The organism is Sulfitobacter aestuariivivens (assembly GCF_014763045.1).
Lineage (GTDB): Bacteria > Pseudomonadota > Alphaproteobacteria > Rhodobacterales > Rhodobacteraceae > Sulfitobacter > Sulfitobacter aestuariivivens.
This window is the reverse complement of record NZ_JACTAG010000002.1, coordinates 1518051-1533122: the sequence shown is the minus strand read 5'-3', so window position 1 is coordinate 1533122 and position 15072 is coordinate 1518051. Positions and strand designations below refer to the sequence as shown.

Here is a 15072-nt window from a genome sequence, read left to right as displayed (position 1 = left end):
CCTTTAGATGATCGTATGGCCCCCCGCACGCAGGCGGGCGGCGATTTCGGCGATGTGGGCGGGGCTGACTTCGCAACAGCCGCCGACGATGGTGGCTCCCTGATCGACCCAGCCCATCACGTGATCGGCATAGGCTTCCGGGGTAAAATCACGGCGCGATTGCAACGTATCAACCGTCGGCTTGTCGCCCAGAAACCCTTCGGAGATTTGTTCGAACCCGTTGGCATAGGCGCCATAGGGCAGACCTGCATTGGCCAGAATCTCAAGGCCTGCGGGTATCGCCTCGGGGGCGGAGCAATTGATCAGGACCGCATCTGCCCCGGCCTGCGCATAGGGGATCGCGTCGGCAAGGGGTTCGCCTGACCGCAGACGGGTGCCTTCGGTGTCATCAACGCTAAGCGACAGCCAGACCGGTTTGCCGCTGCGCGTGGCCCCGCGCAGAACAGATTCCGCATGCAGCACAGAGCACACCGTTTCGCACAGCAGCAAGTCGCAGGAGGGGCCAAGCATGCGCGCGATATCGCCGTAGAGGGCCGCACCTTCGTCGCTGGGTGGATGCAGGTCAGGCCGGTAGGATGCCCCAAGTGGGCCGATGGCCCCGGCAATACGTGGTGCCTTGCTGAGGCGCGCTTCGGCCAGCGCCATTGTATAAAGATCGTTGAACCGCGCTTCCAACGGGGTGTCCTTCACCCGGTCGCGATGGATGGCGTAGGTGTTGGTTGTGGCGACCGTCGCACCCGCATCCGCAAAATCCCGGTGCACCTGTGCAACCAAACCGGGAAGGTTCACCATCACCTGGGTCGACCATAGCGGTGTGGGCGCATCGTCCGGCGTGCGGTGGATCAGTTCCTGCCCCATGCCGCCGTCAAGCAGTGTGATTTCGGTCATTGTCTTGCCTCCGCTGCCAGATCACGTGACGCCAGTAGGGCGGCCGCGCCGATCATCAGTGCGCCTGATGCGCGGTTCAGCCATACACCTGTCAGCCTTTTCATGCGACCCAAAGTGCGGGTTGCAGCCCAGCCCCAGAGCAACAGCACCGCACCATCGACAACCAGATATGTGGCGCCAAGGATCACCAATTGCATCAGCACCGGTTGCGCGGGGTCGATGAACTGCGGGAACAGCGCGCCGAAGAAAACCACGGCGTATGGATTTGCCGAAGAGGTCAGAAAGCCCTGCCGGAAAAGCACGCCTGTGCGCGCCTGCGCGGCGGCTTGCGGCCCCGCCGCGTCCCCGCGCGACAGCATCAGACGCAGGCCGATCCACGCAAGATAGGCCACGCCCGCCCATTTGATCATCCAGATTGCATCCGCCGAGGCGGCAATGATCGCCGTCAGGCCAAAGGCTGCGGCAGTCATTTGCAGCACGTTGGCGCTGAGATCGCCTGCGATGGTTGCCGTGCTGCGCCGCAGACCGTGGCGCAGGCTATTGGAGATGATGAGAAGCTGGCTGGTATCCGGCGGCGTTGCAAAGAACGCCGCCAGTATGCCGAGATAGACCAGGTATGTCTCGATGCTCATGCGCGGATACGCGCGTTTTCGGGATCCCACAGCGGCTGATCCGGCTGGACCACCGCCTTGCGGCGTTGGCCGAAGATTTCGACCTCAAGCTCTGTGCCGGGGTCTGCCAGTTCGGCGCGGACCATGCCAAGCGCGATGGATTTGTTCACCCGGTATCCCCAGTCCCCCGACGTCGTTTCGCCCACGACTTCGTCACCGTGCCAGACGGTGGACATATAGGGTGCGTCCTGATCGCCTGCGTCCACGATCAGCGTGACAAAGCGTTTCTTGACGCCTTGCTGCTTTTCGTTCTGAAGCGCGGCCTTGCCGGGGAAATCCTGCGGTTTGTCGAGGCGCACAAAACGGTCGAGCCCGCCTTCCAGCAAGGAATAGTCTGTCGACAGGTCGCCCTTCCATGTCCGGTAGCCCTTTTCGATGCGCAGCGAATTCAGAGCGTACATCCCAAAGGGCGTGGCCCCTGCCGCGATGACCGCATCGTAGATTGCGGGGATATCCGCGTTTTCCGCGTGGATTTCCCAGCCAAGTTCGCCGGCGAAGGACAGACGGACCAATGCGGCCCAGCGGCCCGCTACTTCGGTCTCCTGCATGCTGAGCCATGGCAGCGTCAGATCCGCATCCGTCAGGCCCGCCATCAGCGCGCGGGATTTGGGCCCGGTGACGATCAAGGTGGACATGGCTGTGGTCCAATCCTCAAATGTCAGGCTGCCATCTTCGGGCAAGCGGCGCTGCAGGACTTCGGCGTCGTGCCATTGCGCGGTTGCAGCCGTCACAAGGATGAACTTGTCTTCGGCTTCGCGGGTCACGGACATCTCTGTCAGGATGCGCCCGCGGCTGTCGGCGAAGTAGATCAGACCCGCGCGGCCGATCTTGGGCAGCGCGCCTGCCACCTGTCCGCGCAGCCATTCATCAGCGCCGGGCCCGGAAATCTTGAAACGCGAGAAACCGCAAAGCTCCAGCACGCCGACGTTGTCGCGGACCGCCTCGCATTCTTCCTTGATGCGTTGGGTCCAGGGGCCCTTGCGATCCCACGTGTGGGTGGCAGCCTCGGACGTGTCATCACCATCTTTGGCGAACCAGTTTGCGCGTTCCCAGCCGTTGTAGGCACCGAATTGCGCGCCGAGCGCCTGCAATTTGTTATGGATCGGCGACAGTTTCTTGTCGCGGCCTGCGGGCCATTCGTGATGCGGGAAATGCATCGCGTACTCGTGGCCGTAGGTTTCCAGCGCCTTGGACAGGCAATAATCGTGGTCGGCATAATCGGTGTAGCGGCGCGGATCGACGGCCCACATGTCCAGCTCGGTTTCGCCATGCATGATCCATTCGCTGAGCGCCTTGCCCGCGCCTCCACCCTGCGCGATGCCGAAGGTGAAGGAATGGCCCTCAAAGGCGTTTCTGACGCCCGGCATCGGCCCGATCATGGGCAGGCCGTCGGGCGCATAGGGGATCGGGCCGTTGATATTGCGTTCAATACCGCCTTCCCCCAGCAAGGGTACACGGGCCATGGCGTCTTCGATGTAGAACTCAAGCCGCTCAAGGTCATCGGGATATAGCTGGAAGGAGAAGTCCTCGGGCATCGGATCATCCGGCGTGACCCAATGGGCCTTGCAGTTGCGCTCGTAAGGGCCAAGGTTCAGGCCGTTCTTGTCCTGCCGCAGGTAGTAGGAGATATCGACGTCGCGCAACAGCGGCACCTTGTGGCCTTTTTCTTTGGTCCAGGCTTCAAGCTCGGGGATCTGGCCGGTCAGAAAATACTGGTGTGACATGACGATCATAGGCACGGTGCGGCCGCCGAAGGGCTTGAACATCTCGCCCACGCGCTGGGCGTAGTAGCCCGCGCAGTTGACGACCTTTTCACAGCGGATATCGCCCTTGGGTGTCTTGACGATCCATTCATCGCCGTCGCGGTCGATCCCTTCGGTGGGGCAGAACCGCTCAATGCGTCCGCCCGCCTCGCGCGCGCCCTTGGCCAGTGCCTGTGTGAGCTGGGCGGGGTCGATGTCGCCATCCAGCGGATCCCACATGCCGCCCAGAATGTCGTGGGTTTCCATGAACGGGTGCATCTCGCGCAGTTGCTCGGGCGTGCAGATGTCCATCTGCAGGCCCTGATACCGGCCCATGCCCGCGACACGCTCAAATTCCTGCATGCGCTCTTTGTTGTGGGCCAGCCGGATAGAGCCGGTGACATGGTAGTTCATCGGATAATCGACGTCCTCGCCCAGTGTACGGTACATCGACGCCGAATAGCGCTGCATGTTCATTATGGCCCAAGAGCCCGCAAAGTTCGGCACGTTGCCTGCCGCGTGCCAGGTGGAGCCTGCGGTCAGTTCGTTCTTTTCCAGCAAGACGCAGTCCTTCCAGCCTGCGTTGGCCAGGTGATAAAGTGTCGACGTGCCCACCACACCGCCGCCGATGATGACCACGCGTGCCGTTGTTGGAAAGTCAGCCATGAAAGTCTCCCTTAGTGTTCATGTTGCGGCAGATCATCCGCGATGTCGTAGTAGTCGCCCTTGTCGGCAACAAAGATGTGTTTTTCGATTCTGAGGCCCGTTGGGCCGTCCAGCGCCCCAAGCGCGAAGCTCATCGAGGTTTCATCGTCGTGGCGCCAAAACAGAAAGCATCCGCAGTCGGGGCAAAAGCCGCGCGCGGCACTGGCGCTGGAGCGATACCAGCGGGGCGTGCCGGTGATGGTGATGTTCGCCTGTTCGGCGACAGCGGATGCCCAGACGTTGCCAGATTGCTTGCGACACTGGCCACAGTGGCAGTTAGAGATGCTGCGGACCTGGCCCGTGACGGTGAAGGTGATGGCGTTGCAGTTGCAGGATCCTGAGAGCATTGGTCAGCTCCTTTGCGGGGTGGCGGCACTGCCAAGCAGTACCCCGTAGATGATGAAACAGACCGCCATGAAGCGGCGGAACCAGACGTTGAACACGGCCCCCAGCGCTGCGCGGCCAATGCCAGCGCCAAGCGCGGTAAAGCAGGTGTAGCTAAGTGCGGTCAGGATCAGCGCGGTGGGCATGATCACGGCCATCTGATCCCAGATCGGGACGTCCGGCTGCACGAATTGAGAGAAGGCGGCAAGGTAGCCTGCGACAGACTTCGGATTGATCGTCGCGATGGCCAATGCGCGAAAATAGATGCTGGAGGCGGGGCGATTGTCGACCTTCACAGGCGTCTTCGACATCACCCAACCACGCAGACCCAGATAGATCAGGAACGCGGCACCGATAAGTTTGGCGGCAAGGAATGCGGTCGGAGAGGCCGCGATGAGCGCCGTAACCCCGAAGGCGGACAAGATCAGAAAGAGCGTGGCCTGTGTCAGGATCGCAAGCACGCCGACAAGCGACCGCCGAAAGCCGATTGTCATGCCATTGGTGATGCAGTTCACTGCGTTTGGCCCCGGGGTTGTCACGAAGACGGCCCAAAACACCGCGAATATGATCCAGCCCTCAAATGACATCAGTAGACCGGCGGCGCGATGACCCAGATGGCCACGGCGGGTTTGTCATGAGGGTTGGCCCAGCGGAACGGCTCGCCCCGCATGCGGAAGCTGTCGCCGGGATTGATCTCGTGGGTCGTGCCGTCGATCTCCATCTGCAGGCGGCCCGAAATCAGGTAGCCCACTTCCTGCGTCGGGCGCTTGACCAGGTCCTTGATCCGGCTGTGGGGCTGAAAGGTGGAATGCACCATCTCAAAATCGTCCGTTAGGTCAGGGGACAAAAGTTCTTCGACCAGTCCTGCGGTATCTGACCCGATGGGCCGGCGTGCGTCGGCGCGCACAATGTATCCGGCCTCATGTGCCGGGGCTGCTGCGTGGCGGAATAGCATGGACACGGAGACATCCAGCGCTGCCGCCAGGTGGCGGAGATCTGTGATGGAGGGTTCTGAGAGGTCCCTCTCAACCTGGCTGAGCCACCCGACCGAGCGCCCCAGTTTTTCCGCCAGCCCTGCCAAGGTGAGCCCGCGCGTCTTGCGCAGGGCGCGCAGGTCGGCCCCCAGGGTATCCGGTGTGTCTGGCAGAGTGTGGCGCATTGGAGCGGATTTTCCGTGAAAAAAGGACTCTCTTTTTCACGATAGCCAAATTCACGTGAAAAAATCCAGCGCTATTTCACGCAAGCGAAGGTTGTTTTCAGAATAGCAGCCAGCACGGTGGCATCCTGAGTGTTGAACGCGTCGGGCTGATCGCTGTCGATATCGAGCACCGCAATGAGGTCACCTGTCGCGTTCCACACAGGTAGCACCAGTTCAGAACGGGTTGAACTGGCGCAGGCGATGTGACCCGGAAAGGCGTCTACGTCTGGTACCAGCTGGGTTTCGCCGGTGCGCGCCGCCGCACCACACACCCCGCGTGAAAAGGGGATGTGCAGGCAACCATGGCCACCCTGATAGGGGCCGATCTTGAGCATGTCGGGCGCTGTGACGCGGTAGAAACCCGTCCAGTCAAAACGGGTGTCTGCGTGGTGGATTTCGCACGCCAGCGTGGCCATTAGCGCGATAGGATCGTCTTCGCCCTTGGTCAGCGACGCGATGGTTTGGGCAAGGGTTGGGTAATCAATCGCCATTGTGGTTCTGCTGTGTGCGGTTGGAATTGGATATTTGTGGCCAGAAGATGCAGTCAGACGCGTTCAATCGCGATGGCAGTGCCTTCGCCGCCGCCGATGCAGATAGCGGCCACACCGCGTTTGAGGTTCCGCTTTTCCAGTGCGTTCAGAAGCGTCACCATAATGCGCGCGCCTGACGCGCCAATGGGGTGGCCCAGCGCGCACGCCCCGCCGTTGACGTTGACGATGTCGTGGTCGAGCCCCATTTCACGCATGAAGGCAAGGGGGACGACGGCAAAGGCTTCGTTCACTTCCCAAAGATCGACGTCGTCTTTTGACCATCCGATGCGGTCGAGCAGTTTTTTGGCCGCGGGAACCGGCGCGGTGGTAAAGAGGCCCGGTGCCTGCGCGTGACTGGCGTGGCCGATAATGCGCGCGCGGATGGCAAGGTTTTGGGCCGCTGCCGCCTCTTCAGAAGCCAGAACGAGGGCCGCAGCCCCATCAGAGATCGAAGAAGAGTTGGCCGCTGTCACCGTGCCCCCGTCGCGGAAGGCCGGTTTGAGCTGTGGGATTTTGTCGGGGCGCGCGCTGGCGGGCTGTTCATCGGCGGCCACGGTGACGCTGCCTTTGCGGGAATGCACGTCGACTGGGGCGATTTCGTGATCAAAGGCTTCTGTTTCCTGTGCCTTGAGCGCGCGCGACAGGGAGGCCAATGCATAGTCGTCCTGAATTTCGCGGGTGAATTGGTAGGTTTCTGCGCAATCCTCGGCGAACGTGCCCATCAGGCGGCCCTTGTCATAGGCGTCTTCCAAACCGTCGAGGAACATATGGTCGATGACCTGTCCGTGGCCCAGCCGCGCCCCACCGCGCATCTTTGGCAGGACGTAAGGCGCGTTTGTCATGCTTTCCATGCCGCCTGCGATCATGACATCTGTGTGCCCCAATGCGATCTGGTCAAAGGCGATCATCGCGGCTTTCATGCCCGACCCGCACATCTTGTTAAGCGTAGTTGCGGGCACCTCTTCGCCCAGACCGGCCTTGAAGCCTGCCTGGCGCGCGGGTGCCTGCCCCTGCCCCGCGGGGAGCACGCAGCCCATCAGCACCTCGTCGATCTGGGGCGCACCGGCACCGGTTATGGCGGCCTTGATCGCAGCACCGCCCAGATCGGCGGCGGTCAGTCCGCTGAAAGCACCTTGAAATCCGCCCATTGGCGTCCGGGACGCGCCCGCGATGACAACATTTTTCATCAAACCTACCTCGCTTGGGGCCGCACACTGAATAGTAAGGAATCGCGGCTATTGCTGGGACCTTAAGGGTCTCAGAGGTCTATTTATGGAAGTTTTGGCCAGAACAGAAGCTGATATGCAAGTTGTGAGTGTGCAGGACAGTCGCATTGATGCCGCTGTGGCGCTGGCTTTCAAGGATGCGATGCGCAACACAACCGACGGGGGGCCGCAGACGGTGGTGCTGGACCTTCAGAAGGTCGACTTTATCGATTCAAGCGGGCTGGGCGCGATTGTGGCCACGATGAAGCATCTGGCACCTGACCGGAAACTGGTGCTGGCCGGGCTGAGCCCGACAGTTGACAAGGTGTTCAAGCTGACCCGGATGGATACGGTGTTTCGGGTGTTCACCTCATTGGACGACGCCTTGAGCGACGTGCGTGCCTGAAAACAGGGGCGGCCAGCGGATGGATGAACCGATCATGCTTGCACCTTTTGATGTGTCAGTGATCAGCAGTGAACACGCCGTTCGGGATGCGCTGCGCGATGTGATCCACGGGCTTGGACCGCTGGGGCTGGACATTGAGGAAGTGGGCACGGTTGAGTTGGTGCTGGCAGAGGCACTCAACAACATCGTTGAACATGCCTATCCCCCCGATGCGCAAGGCGGGCCCATTCATGTGACTTGCAGGCATCGGCAGAAAGGGTTGTTTTTCACTATCCGGGACAGGGGCAAAGCGATGCCAGACGGACAGATCCCGCTGGGGATGGTTCAGGATGTCAATGTGGATGTCATGGACATGCCCGAAGGGGGGTTTGGCTGGTTCATGATCCGCGATCTGGCCAAGGACGTGGCCTATCAACGTCAAGGCTGCGAGAACGAGCTGCAGCTGCGACTGGCCATCGCGGTACGCCGCGCGCCGCCCTGACGCCTGATCGCCACCTGCACGCGACCGCTGACCCTTGGCGCGAGGGCCACTTCCCGTTGGTGTTAAGACATTCCCCGCATGAGATTCACCATGACACTGTGTCGCCTTCATTCACCGTCAAAGCGCCCCCGTGGTTTCACAAAATCGCCTTGGTTTCTGTGCATCGTTGACCCTGTAGCTGCATATGGCTTCCCTCGGCACTGCGTTTGATAGCCCCCACCCAGTGCGCGGTGCCGAGGAACTTCCCCCCAATTCTGACCCTCTTCCTTGGCACACCCGTCCGGACGGGCTACATCGCGGCACAGAGTGTCAGAGGAAGCAGTCATGCGCGATTTTCACTTACCGGGGCGGTCGCCCGTTTTCGCGACCAATGGCATGTGCGCGACCTCTCATCCGCTGGCCGCGCAAACGGCAGTCGCTATCCTCAAACAAGGTGGCAATGCGATGGACGCGGCACTTGCCGGTGCGGTGTTGCTGGGTATCTGCGAGCCGCAGATGACCGGGATCGGGGGCGATTGTTTTGTGCTTTATTCCCTGCCCGGCAGCGATGATGTTCACGCGTTGAACGGGTCGGGCCGGGCGCCTGCGGCCTTGGACGCCGCCATGCTCCGGGATCGGGGCGCGGACAAGGTGCCAAAGTGGGGGCCTGAGGCTGTCACGATCCCTACTGCGGTCGATGCATTCTGCCGCCTGTCGGATGAGGTCGGCCACCTTGGGCTTGATGCAGTACTTGCCCCCGCGATTCATTATGCCGAAGCTGGCGTGCCCGTCGCCCCGCGCGTTGCCTCTGACTGGCATTTGGATGCCGACACCCTTAAGGGCAGCGCGCGCACACATTATCTGTTCAACGGCAAAGCCCCGCAGGTCGGACAGGTTTTTGCCGCGCCGGGCCAGGCCGAGGTCTTGCGTCGAATCGCACGCGACGGGCGTCGCGCGTTCTATGAGGGGGAGGTGGCAGAGGATATGTTGCGTTGCCTGCAGGCGGCAGGCGGCGTGCACACTGCGGACGATTTTGCCAAAGCCGCCGCGACCCCAAGCACGCCGGTATCTGGCACCTACAAGCATCTGGAAGTGGTCGAGCATCCGCCAAACGGGCAAGGGGCCACCGCGCTGTTGTTGCTCAATATGCTCAAGGCATTCGATTTTTCCGCGATGGATCCAATGGGCGCCGAACGCGTGCATATCGAGGCGGAAGCGACCAAGCTGGCCTATGACGCGCGCAACAGGTTTCTGGCTGATCCCGATTACACCACCGGGTTGGAACACATGCTGTCGCCTGAAACAGCAGACAAGCTGGTCGGCTTGATTGATCTTAAGAAGGCCATGCCTGCCGCAGCACCGCTGACTGAATCGGTGCACAAAGACACGGTCTATATCACCGTGGTGGACCGCGATGGCATGGCCGTGTCGTTGATCTATTCCATTTTCAGCAGTTTCGGGTCCGGCATCGCGTCGGACAAATTTGGCATTCTGCTGCAGAACCGCGGGGCAGGGTTTACCCTAAAAGAAGGGCATCCGAACGAGCTGAAGGGCGGCAAACGTCCGATGCATACGATCATCCCGGGGATGATCCGTGAAAAGGGACGCGTCGTGATGCCGTTTGGCGTGATGGGCGGGGCCTATCAGTGCACCGGCCACGCGCGATTTGTCTCGAACATGGTCGATTATGGCATGGATGCGCAAACCGCCATCGACGCGCCGCGCGCCTTTGCCGACGCGGGCGAGCTGCGGCTAGAGCGAGGCTACAGCGACACTGTGCGGCAAGAGCTTGCAGATCTTGGCCACAAGATGGTCGCGCCAGACACCGCAATCGGCGGCGCACAGGCGATCCGCATGCATGAAAGCGGCGTGCTGGAAGGGGCCAGTGATCCTCGCAAGGATGGATGCGCGCTGGGGTATTGAGCGCGCGGCCCGGCCTTCATCTTTCCAATAAACTCAATACCGACCGTGCCGCGAGCGGACCGTGGGCGATTCAGTTCAGCTGAAAATGCAGCGGATAGGACCCATCTGTGAAGGGGCCGAACAGATCCGGAATATCCGGATGATCTACAGGCTCGCCCGAGTAATCCGCGACCAGGTTCTGCTCTGACACATAGGCCACGTAATAGCTTTGATCGTTTTCGGCCAGCAAGTGGTAGAACGGCTGGTCCTTGATCGGGCGGCTTTCTTCAGGAATGGCTTCGTACCATTCATCTGTATTTGCAAATTCAGGGTCCACGTCAAAAATAACCCCTCGAAAGGGATGTTTTTTGTGTCGGACAATCTGCCCAAGATGATATTTCGCACGTGTGCGTAGCATAACATTGCAGCCCCTACCTTTCGTTACTAGTCGTTTCAAGGGCCTTTTGTCCAATCACGAGGCCTGATTTTGCAGAAACAGTCTGTTGATGTGTGTCTGTAGGGTCGCGAACCGCCCATACCGAAAATTCTGCTTGCGAGACGGAGAGTTGGCCGGTCGCGTCCGTGCCCAAGCTGTTTGCCTCATGCAGGTCGCCTTGCGGATCACAGAGATGAACCTGTGACATTTTGTGATGTGACGCAGCAGAAAAATGAGGTAGAATAGCGGCAAAACAAGATACAAAAAGCGAGAGGCAGATGAGCAGATCCCTTCGCGCCCTGATAATTGTGTTGCTGGTGGCATCCTGCGGGGGTGGACAGACGTCCGCGCCGCGCAATCTGGACAACGCCTGCAGCCTTCTCAAGGAGCGCCCCGAATACCTCAGAGCATTCCGCGCCGTCGAGCGCAAATGGGGCGTGCCGATCCACGTCCAGATGGCGACGATCCATCAGGAAAGCAGATTTGTGGCGGATGCGCGCACGCCTTTCAAATACGTGCTCGGGGTGTTGCCGATGGGCCGCCAGTCCAGTGCATTTGGCTATTCTCAGGCGCTGGATGCCACGTGGGATGAATACCGCCGCGACCAGAACCGGCGCACCGCCAAGCGGGACCGGATCAAGGACGCCAGCGATTTCATGGGCTGGTACATGAATGTCAGCCAGGAACGCAACGGGATCCCGCTGACGGATGCGCGCAATCAGTATTTGGCCTATCACGAGGGTCATACGGGATATGCGCGCGGGTCCTACAACCGCAAAAGCTGGCTGGTGGGGGTCTCTGCCAAGGTGGCCGCCCGGTCAGAGATGTACCGCGATCAAATCGCCGGATGCCGTTTGCGCCGGTGATGTCATGCGCCGGGTGGGGGTTTGCCCATTCTACCGCGATGGTTCTATCTTGGCGTCGCCCACATCAAAGAGGCTGTTGGGCAGGTTGCCGCCCTTTTCCAGATCACCAAGAATGACCGTCGTCTTGCTGCCGTTGCCGTCATTGATAATCCACTGGCGCAGTTCGATCGGGTTGCCGGTGAATTTCAGCTGGATATTGCCGTATTCCGGGTGCGCCGGGTCCTGAGCGGTGACGGTCGTCGCGGTGCCGTCATAAGAGTGACCAGTCACCATGCGGGCCTGCCCCAGGTTGACCTGTTGTGCCAGGATGATCGATAGCGGGGTGCGGTCCAGCGGGTAGGTTTCTGCCGGTTGGTTGGATTTCTTGTCATAGATCACCACGGTGTTTGACCCAGCTACCACAAGCGTTGCCTCGGGCGGATTATACTCAAACCGCACGCGCCCCGGTCGCTTGATATAGATCGTGCCGGTGCTGATTGACCCATCATCGTTGATCTGGGTGAATTCGCCTTTCGCTGTCTGCAATTGATTGAGATAGCTCGATAATTGCGCCAGCGGAAGTTGCTGTGCCGCGACTGCGAGGGGCGTCAGGGCCATCAGACCCAGCGCAAGAACCGCCGAAATAGTGAAACGCATGATACTTTCCTTCTTGGCTTGGCAAAGACATAGGGCGGTTGCCCCTGTTATGCGATATCAGCAGCGCTGTTTTTGCCCTGTGCGCGAAAAAACACCGTCAGGTGGAGGGCCTGACGGTGCTCTTGTGGTGCCGGATGGACCCTTGGAGGGGGAGTAAGTCTTAGGCTTGCTCCGGCACCAGTATGTCGCGTTTGCCCACGTGGTTCGCAGGGGACACAAGGCCCTCGTCCTCCATCTGTTCGACCAGCCGCGCGGCCTTGTTATAGCCGATCGCCAGTTTGCGCTGGATGTAGGAGGTCGAGCACTTGCGGTCCTTGATCACCACTTGAACAGCGGTGTCGTAAAGCGCATCTTCGCCATCGGTATTGCCGCCGGTGTTCAGGCCCAGCACCGCATCAATCGAGGCTTCGCTGTCTTCCGCTGGTCCCTCGACCACGCCGGATACATAGTCAGGCTCCCCGAACTGCTTGAGATGGTTGACGATTTCCTCAACTTCTTCGTCCGAAACGAACGGCCCGTGGCAGCGCGTAATCTTGGCGCCGCCCGCCATATAGAGCATGTCGCCCATGCCCAGAAGCTGTTCGGCACCCATCTCACCAAGGATCGTGCGGCTGTCGATCTTTGAGGTCACCTGAAAGGAAATCCTGGTGGGGAAGTTTGCCTTGATCGTGCCCGTGATCACATCGACCGAGGGGCGCTGTGTGGCCATGATCAGGTGGATGCCAGAGGCACGCGCCATCTGGGCGAGGCGCTGGATGCAGGCTTCGATTTCTTTGCCCGCGACCATCATCAGGTCGGCCATTTCGTCGACGATCACGACGATATAGGGCAGTTTTACGGGTGTGTTTTCTTCGGTCTCGAAGATCGGTTCGCCCGTGTCCTCGTCAAATCCGGTCTGCACGGTCCGCTCAAAGTTTTCGCCTTTCGCCAGCGCCTCAGCGACGCGACCATTATAGCCTTCGATGTTGCGCACGCCCATCTTGGACATCTTGCGATAACGCTCTTCCATCTCGCCGACGGTCCATTTCAGCGCCACCAGCGCCTTTTTGGGGTCCGTCACAACGGGGCTTAGCAAATGTGGAATGCCGTCATAGACGCTGAGTTCCAGCATCTTGGGATCGATCATGATCATGCGGCAATCCTCGGGGCTCAGTTTATAGAGCAGCGACAGGATCATGGTGTTGATCGCCACGGATTTGCCGGAACCGGTTGTCCCTGCGATCAGCAGGTGGGGCATCTTGGCGAGGTTGGCCACGACGGGTTCACCGCCGATGTCCTTGCCCAGGGCCAGCGGCAGGCGCTGGTTGCCGTCGCCGAAGTCGCGGCTGCTGAGGATTTCGCGCAGGACCACCTTTTCGCGGTTTTCATTGGGCAGTTCGATGCCGATCACGCTGCGGCCCGGCACGGTGGACACACGCGCGGAAAGGGCTGCCATGGAGCGGGCGATGTCATCGGCCAGACCGATCACGCGGGATGCCTTGAGGCCCGGTGCCGGTTCAAGTTCGTACATCGTCACGACTGGGCCGGGGCGCACGGCGATGATTTCGCCTTTGACCCCATAATCATCCAGCACCGTTTCAAGCATACGCGCATTTTCTTCCAGCGCTTCATCGCTGAGGTGCAGTTTCTGCACGGTATCGGGGCTTTCGAGCAAGGCCAGCGGGGGAAGTTCAAACCCCGGGTGCGTGTCTTCGAAGGTCAGTGTTGGCTGCGCCTCGGCCTGGGCCTGCTTGGATGGTTGCACGGGCTTGCGCAGAGGTTGTTGCACCACCTTGCGTGGTTCTGCCACGGGGATGGAGAGCGGAGCGGCCTGTGGCTCGGGGGCCAGCGGCAAGTCAGTTGGTGCCGCATCCTGCGGTATAACGGCGGGGGTAGACGCCGCGGTATCCAGCGTGACACGCGGGGCGGTCAACGGGGGTTCTGCCCGCTGCGGCGTTGTCAGCGGCGGTTCGGGCGGCAGGCCGCTGGTATCAAGCACCAGCGCGTCGGGGCCGCGCCCGCGACCGCGCGTCAGGGGGGCGGTTGTTGCGGTGTGGACAGCCGTGGTACTGCGCACGCGGTTCTTGATCACATCCGCGATCTTGCTTTTGATCCGATCATCGCCGGGCATTTCGTCATCGATTACCCCGTCGTATTGCGGTTCAACCAGTTCCGGCTCGGGCATTGCGTCGGGGCGTTTGATCAGGCCGGGCATGCGGGCCAACAGACCTGTTTTGACCTCAGCCGGGGTTTCAAGCAGGGGTTCCTGAGCGTGTGGGGCAGCAGTGAGTGCGGGTTCACTTGCGACAAAGGCCGCGTTTTCCTCTGCTGCGATCCGGCGTTGTTCGCGGCGTTCATTGGTGCGTGCCTGAAGGTTCTGAGCCACGTGGACCGCGCCCATGGCGCCCCGGCCGAGCACATTCATCAAGGTCGCATAGGCCATGATCAGGCCCAGCAGCAGGAACCGGATGATCTGGTTCACCTCGACCTTGGTAAAGCCAAGTACGAAGGCACCAAGCGTGATGATGCAGACGGCCATGACCAGCGACATCAACTTGATCGCAAAGGTCGACCCGATGGGCAAAACGTTGAGTATGACGCCCATGACGGTGTCGCCAAACAGCCCCCCCAGCCCAAAGCTGTGGGTCTGTAGCCATGCCGCGTCAGGGGTGAGCGTGGCCCCATAGATGGAGCCAAGCGCCACAGAGATAGGCGCGAAGATCAGCCGCCCCATGGCGCGTTCTTGGCCCCAGTGCAGCGCAAAACGTGTGCCCCACGTGAGCAACACAACGGCAATGCCCCACGCGCCCCAGCCCACGATCATGAAGAGCGGTGCGGCGATGGAGGCCCCCATCCGGCCCAGCCAGTTCTGCACCGGCGCATCGGTCGAGACCATGAAATTGGGATCATCAGGCGTGTAGCTGCCGATCATCATCGCAGCCATTACGCCCAGCCCGATCAGCGCCAGACCCAGCAATTCCTTGCTGCGTTTTTCCAATGCCTGGCTCATGTTACTGTCAAGCAAGGGGTTACGCTGCCGTGTCTGGTATGCCATCGCCTCGGT

At 60.7% G+C, this 15072-nt stretch carries 15 protein-coding genes; 4 read left to right on the top strand and 11 right to left on the bottom strand.

Features of this window, described 5'->3' with window-relative positions:
* Window positions 1-3: 3 nt before the first annotated feature.
* The 8 genes from H9Q16_RS17315 to H9Q16_RS17280 all read right to left on the bottom strand — a co-directional run bounded on the left by H9Q16_RS17315 (window position 4) and on the right by H9Q16_RS17280 (window position 7305).
* Window positions 4-888 carry a homocysteine S-methyltransferase family protein gene (locus H9Q16_RS17315; protein ID WP_191076661.1) on the bottom strand — a complete coding sequence of 295 codons (885 nt, stop codon included), beginning with the start codon at window positions 886-888 and terminating at the stop codon, window positions 4-6.
* Window positions 885-1520, bottom strand: a complete 636-nt coding sequence (locus tag H9Q16_RS17310) for a LysE family translocator (RefSeq protein WP_191076660.1) — start codon at window positions 1518-1520, stop codon at window positions 885-887. The genes H9Q16_RS17315 and H9Q16_RS17310 overlap by 4 nt, the downstream gene beginning before the upstream one ends.
* Complete coding sequence (locus tag H9Q16_RS17305) at window positions 1517-3967, bottom strand: GcvT family protein (RefSeq protein WP_191076659.1); 2451 nt, start codon at window positions 3965-3967, stop codon at window positions 1517-1519. Before H9Q16_RS17305 ends, H9Q16_RS17310 begins: the two co-directional genes overlap by 4 nt.
* A gap of 11 nt (window positions 3968-3978) precedes the next feature.
* Window positions 3979-4353 (bottom strand): GFA family protein, encoded by a 375-nt coding sequence (locus H9Q16_RS17300; protein WP_191076658.1) that lies wholly within the window; start codon window positions 4351-4353, stop codon window positions 3979-3981.
* Window positions 4354-4356: 3 nt separating this feature from the next.
* Window positions 4357-4977 carry a LysE family translocator gene (locus tag H9Q16_RS17295; protein WP_191076657.1) on the bottom strand — a complete coding sequence of 207 codons (621 nt, stop codon included), beginning with the start codon at window positions 4975-4977 and terminating at the stop codon, window positions 4357-4359.
* Window positions 4977-5549, bottom strand: a complete 573-nt coding sequence (locus tag H9Q16_RS17290; protein ID WP_191076656.1) for a helix-turn-helix domain-containing protein — start codon at window positions 5547-5549, stop codon at window positions 4977-4979. The genes H9Q16_RS17295 and H9Q16_RS17290 overlap by 1 nt, the downstream gene beginning before the upstream one ends.
* A gap of 71 nt (window positions 5550-5620) precedes the next feature.
* A complete protein-coding gene (locus H9Q16_RS17285) occupies window positions 5621-6079 on the bottom strand; it encodes a GAF domain-containing protein (protein ID WP_191076655.1) in 459 nt (152 codons plus the stop codon).
* A 53-nt stretch (window positions 6080-6132) separates the two neighbouring features.
* Window positions 6133-7305: a thiolase family protein gene (locus tag H9Q16_RS17280; RefSeq protein ID WP_191076654.1), complete on the bottom strand. Its 1173-nt coding sequence runs from the start codon at window positions 7303-7305 to the stop codon at window positions 6133-6135.
* Between the two features lie 85 nt (window positions 7306-7390).
* Between H9Q16_RS17280 and H9Q16_RS17275 the strand changes: the two genes are divergently transcribed.
* The 3 genes from H9Q16_RS17275 (at window position 7391) to ggt (ending at window position 10112) form a co-directional block, all read left to right on the top strand.
* Window positions 7391-7729 carry an STAS domain-containing protein gene (locus H9Q16_RS17275; protein WP_191076653.1) on the top strand — a complete coding sequence of 113 codons (339 nt, stop codon included), beginning with the start codon at window positions 7391-7393 and terminating at the stop codon, window positions 7727-7729.
* A 19-nt stretch (window positions 7730-7748) separates the two neighbouring features.
* Window positions 7749-8210, top strand: a complete 462-nt coding sequence (locus H9Q16_RS17270; RefSeq protein WP_246455787.1) for an ATP-binding protein — start codon at window positions 7749-7751, stop codon at window positions 8208-8210.
* A gap of 324 nt (window positions 8211-8534) precedes the next feature.
* Window positions 8535-10112 (top strand): gamma-glutamyltransferase, encoded by a 1578-nt coding sequence (gene ggt, locus H9Q16_RS17265; protein ID WP_191076652.1) that lies wholly within the window; start codon window positions 8535-8537, stop codon window positions 10110-10112.
* Window positions 10113-10182: 70 nt separating this feature from the next.
* On the opposite strand, the gene hspQ is transcribed toward ggt, so the two are convergent.
* Complete coding sequence (hspQ, locus tag H9Q16_RS17260; protein ID WP_191076651.1) at window positions 10183-10509, bottom strand: heat shock protein HspQ; 327 nt, start codon at window positions 10507-10509, stop codon at window positions 10183-10185.
* A 296-nt stretch (window positions 10510-10805) separates the two neighbouring features.
* On the opposite strand from hspQ, the gene H9Q16_RS17255 reads away from it, so the two are divergent.
* On the top strand, window positions 10806-11393 hold the full coding sequence (locus H9Q16_RS17255; protein WP_191076650.1) for a transglycosylase SLT domain-containing protein: 588 nt from the start codon (window positions 10806-10808) through the stop codon (window positions 11391-11393).
* A gap of 30 nt (window positions 11394-11423) precedes the next feature.
* On the opposite strand, the gene H9Q16_RS17250 is transcribed toward H9Q16_RS17255, so the two are convergent.
* Both H9Q16_RS17250 and H9Q16_RS17245 read right to left on the bottom strand, forming a co-directional pair.
* Window positions 11424-12029, bottom strand: coding sequence for a LolA family protein (locus H9Q16_RS17250; RefSeq protein WP_191076649.1), 606 nt, complete (start codon window positions 12027-12029; stop codon window positions 11424-11426).
* A gap of 160 nt (window positions 12030-12189) precedes the next feature.
* The gene (locus H9Q16_RS17245) at window positions 12190-15063 is read right to left on the bottom strand and encodes a DNA translocase FtsK (RefSeq protein ID WP_191076648.1); all 2874 of its coding nucleotides are present in this window, start codon (window positions 15061-15063) and stop codon (window positions 12190-12192) included.
* Between the last annotated feature and the right edge of the window lie 9 nt (window positions 15064-15072).

Coding starts and splice junctions, on each gene's coding strand:
- H9Q16_RS17315 (WP_191076661.1), bottom strand. CDS start 888: ATGACCGAAATCACACTGCTTGACGGCGGCATGGGGCAGGAACTGATC.
- H9Q16_RS17310 (WP_191076660.1), bottom strand. CDS start 1,520: ATGAGCATCGAGACATACCTGGTCTATCTCGGCATACTGGCGGCGTTC.
- H9Q16_RS17305 (WP_191076659.1), bottom strand. CDS start 3,967: ATGGCTGACTTTCCAACAACGGCACGCGTGGTCATCATCGGCGGCGGT.
- H9Q16_RS17300 (WP_191076658.1), bottom strand. CDS start 4,353: ATGCTCTCAGGATCCTGCAACTGCAACGCCATCACCTTCACCGTCACG.
- H9Q16_RS17295 (WP_191076657.1), bottom strand. CDS start 4,977: ATGTCATTTGAGGGCTGGATCATATTCGCGGTGTTTTGGGCCGTCTTC.
- H9Q16_RS17290 (WP_191076656.1), bottom strand. CDS start 5,549: ATGCGCCACACTCTGCCAGACACACCGGATACCCTGGGGGCCGACCTG.
- H9Q16_RS17285 (WP_191076655.1), bottom strand. CDS start 6,079: ATGGCGATTGATTACCCAACCCTTGCCCAAACCATCGCGTCGCTGACC.
- H9Q16_RS17280 (WP_191076654.1), bottom strand. CDS start 7,305: ATGAAAAATGTTGTCATCGCGGGCGCGTCCCGGACGCCAATGGGCGGA.
- H9Q16_RS17275 (WP_191076653.1), top strand. CDS start 7,391: ATGGAAGTTTTGGCCAGAACAGAAGCTGATATGCAAGTTGTGAGTGTG.
- H9Q16_RS17270 (WP_246455787.1), top strand. CDS start 7,749: ATGGATGAACCGATCATGCTTGCACCTTTTGATGTGTCAGTGATCAGC.
- ggt (WP_191076652.1), top strand. CDS start 8,535: ATGCGCGATTTTCACTTACCGGGGCGGTCGCCCGTTTTCGCGACCAAT.
- hspQ (WP_191076651.1), bottom strand. CDS start 10,509: ATGCTACGCACACGTGCGAAATATCATCTTGGGCAGATTGTCCGACAC.
- H9Q16_RS17255 (WP_191076650.1), top strand. CDS start 10,806: ATGAGCAGATCCCTTCGCGCCCTGATAATTGTGTTGCTGGTGGCATCC.
- H9Q16_RS17250 (WP_191076649.1), bottom strand. CDS start 12,029: ATGCGTTTCACTATTTCGGCGGTTCTTGCGCTGGGTCTGATGGCCCTG.
- H9Q16_RS17245 (WP_191076648.1), bottom strand. CDS start 15,063: ATGGCATACCAGACACGGCAGCGTAACCCCTTGCTTGACAGTAACATG.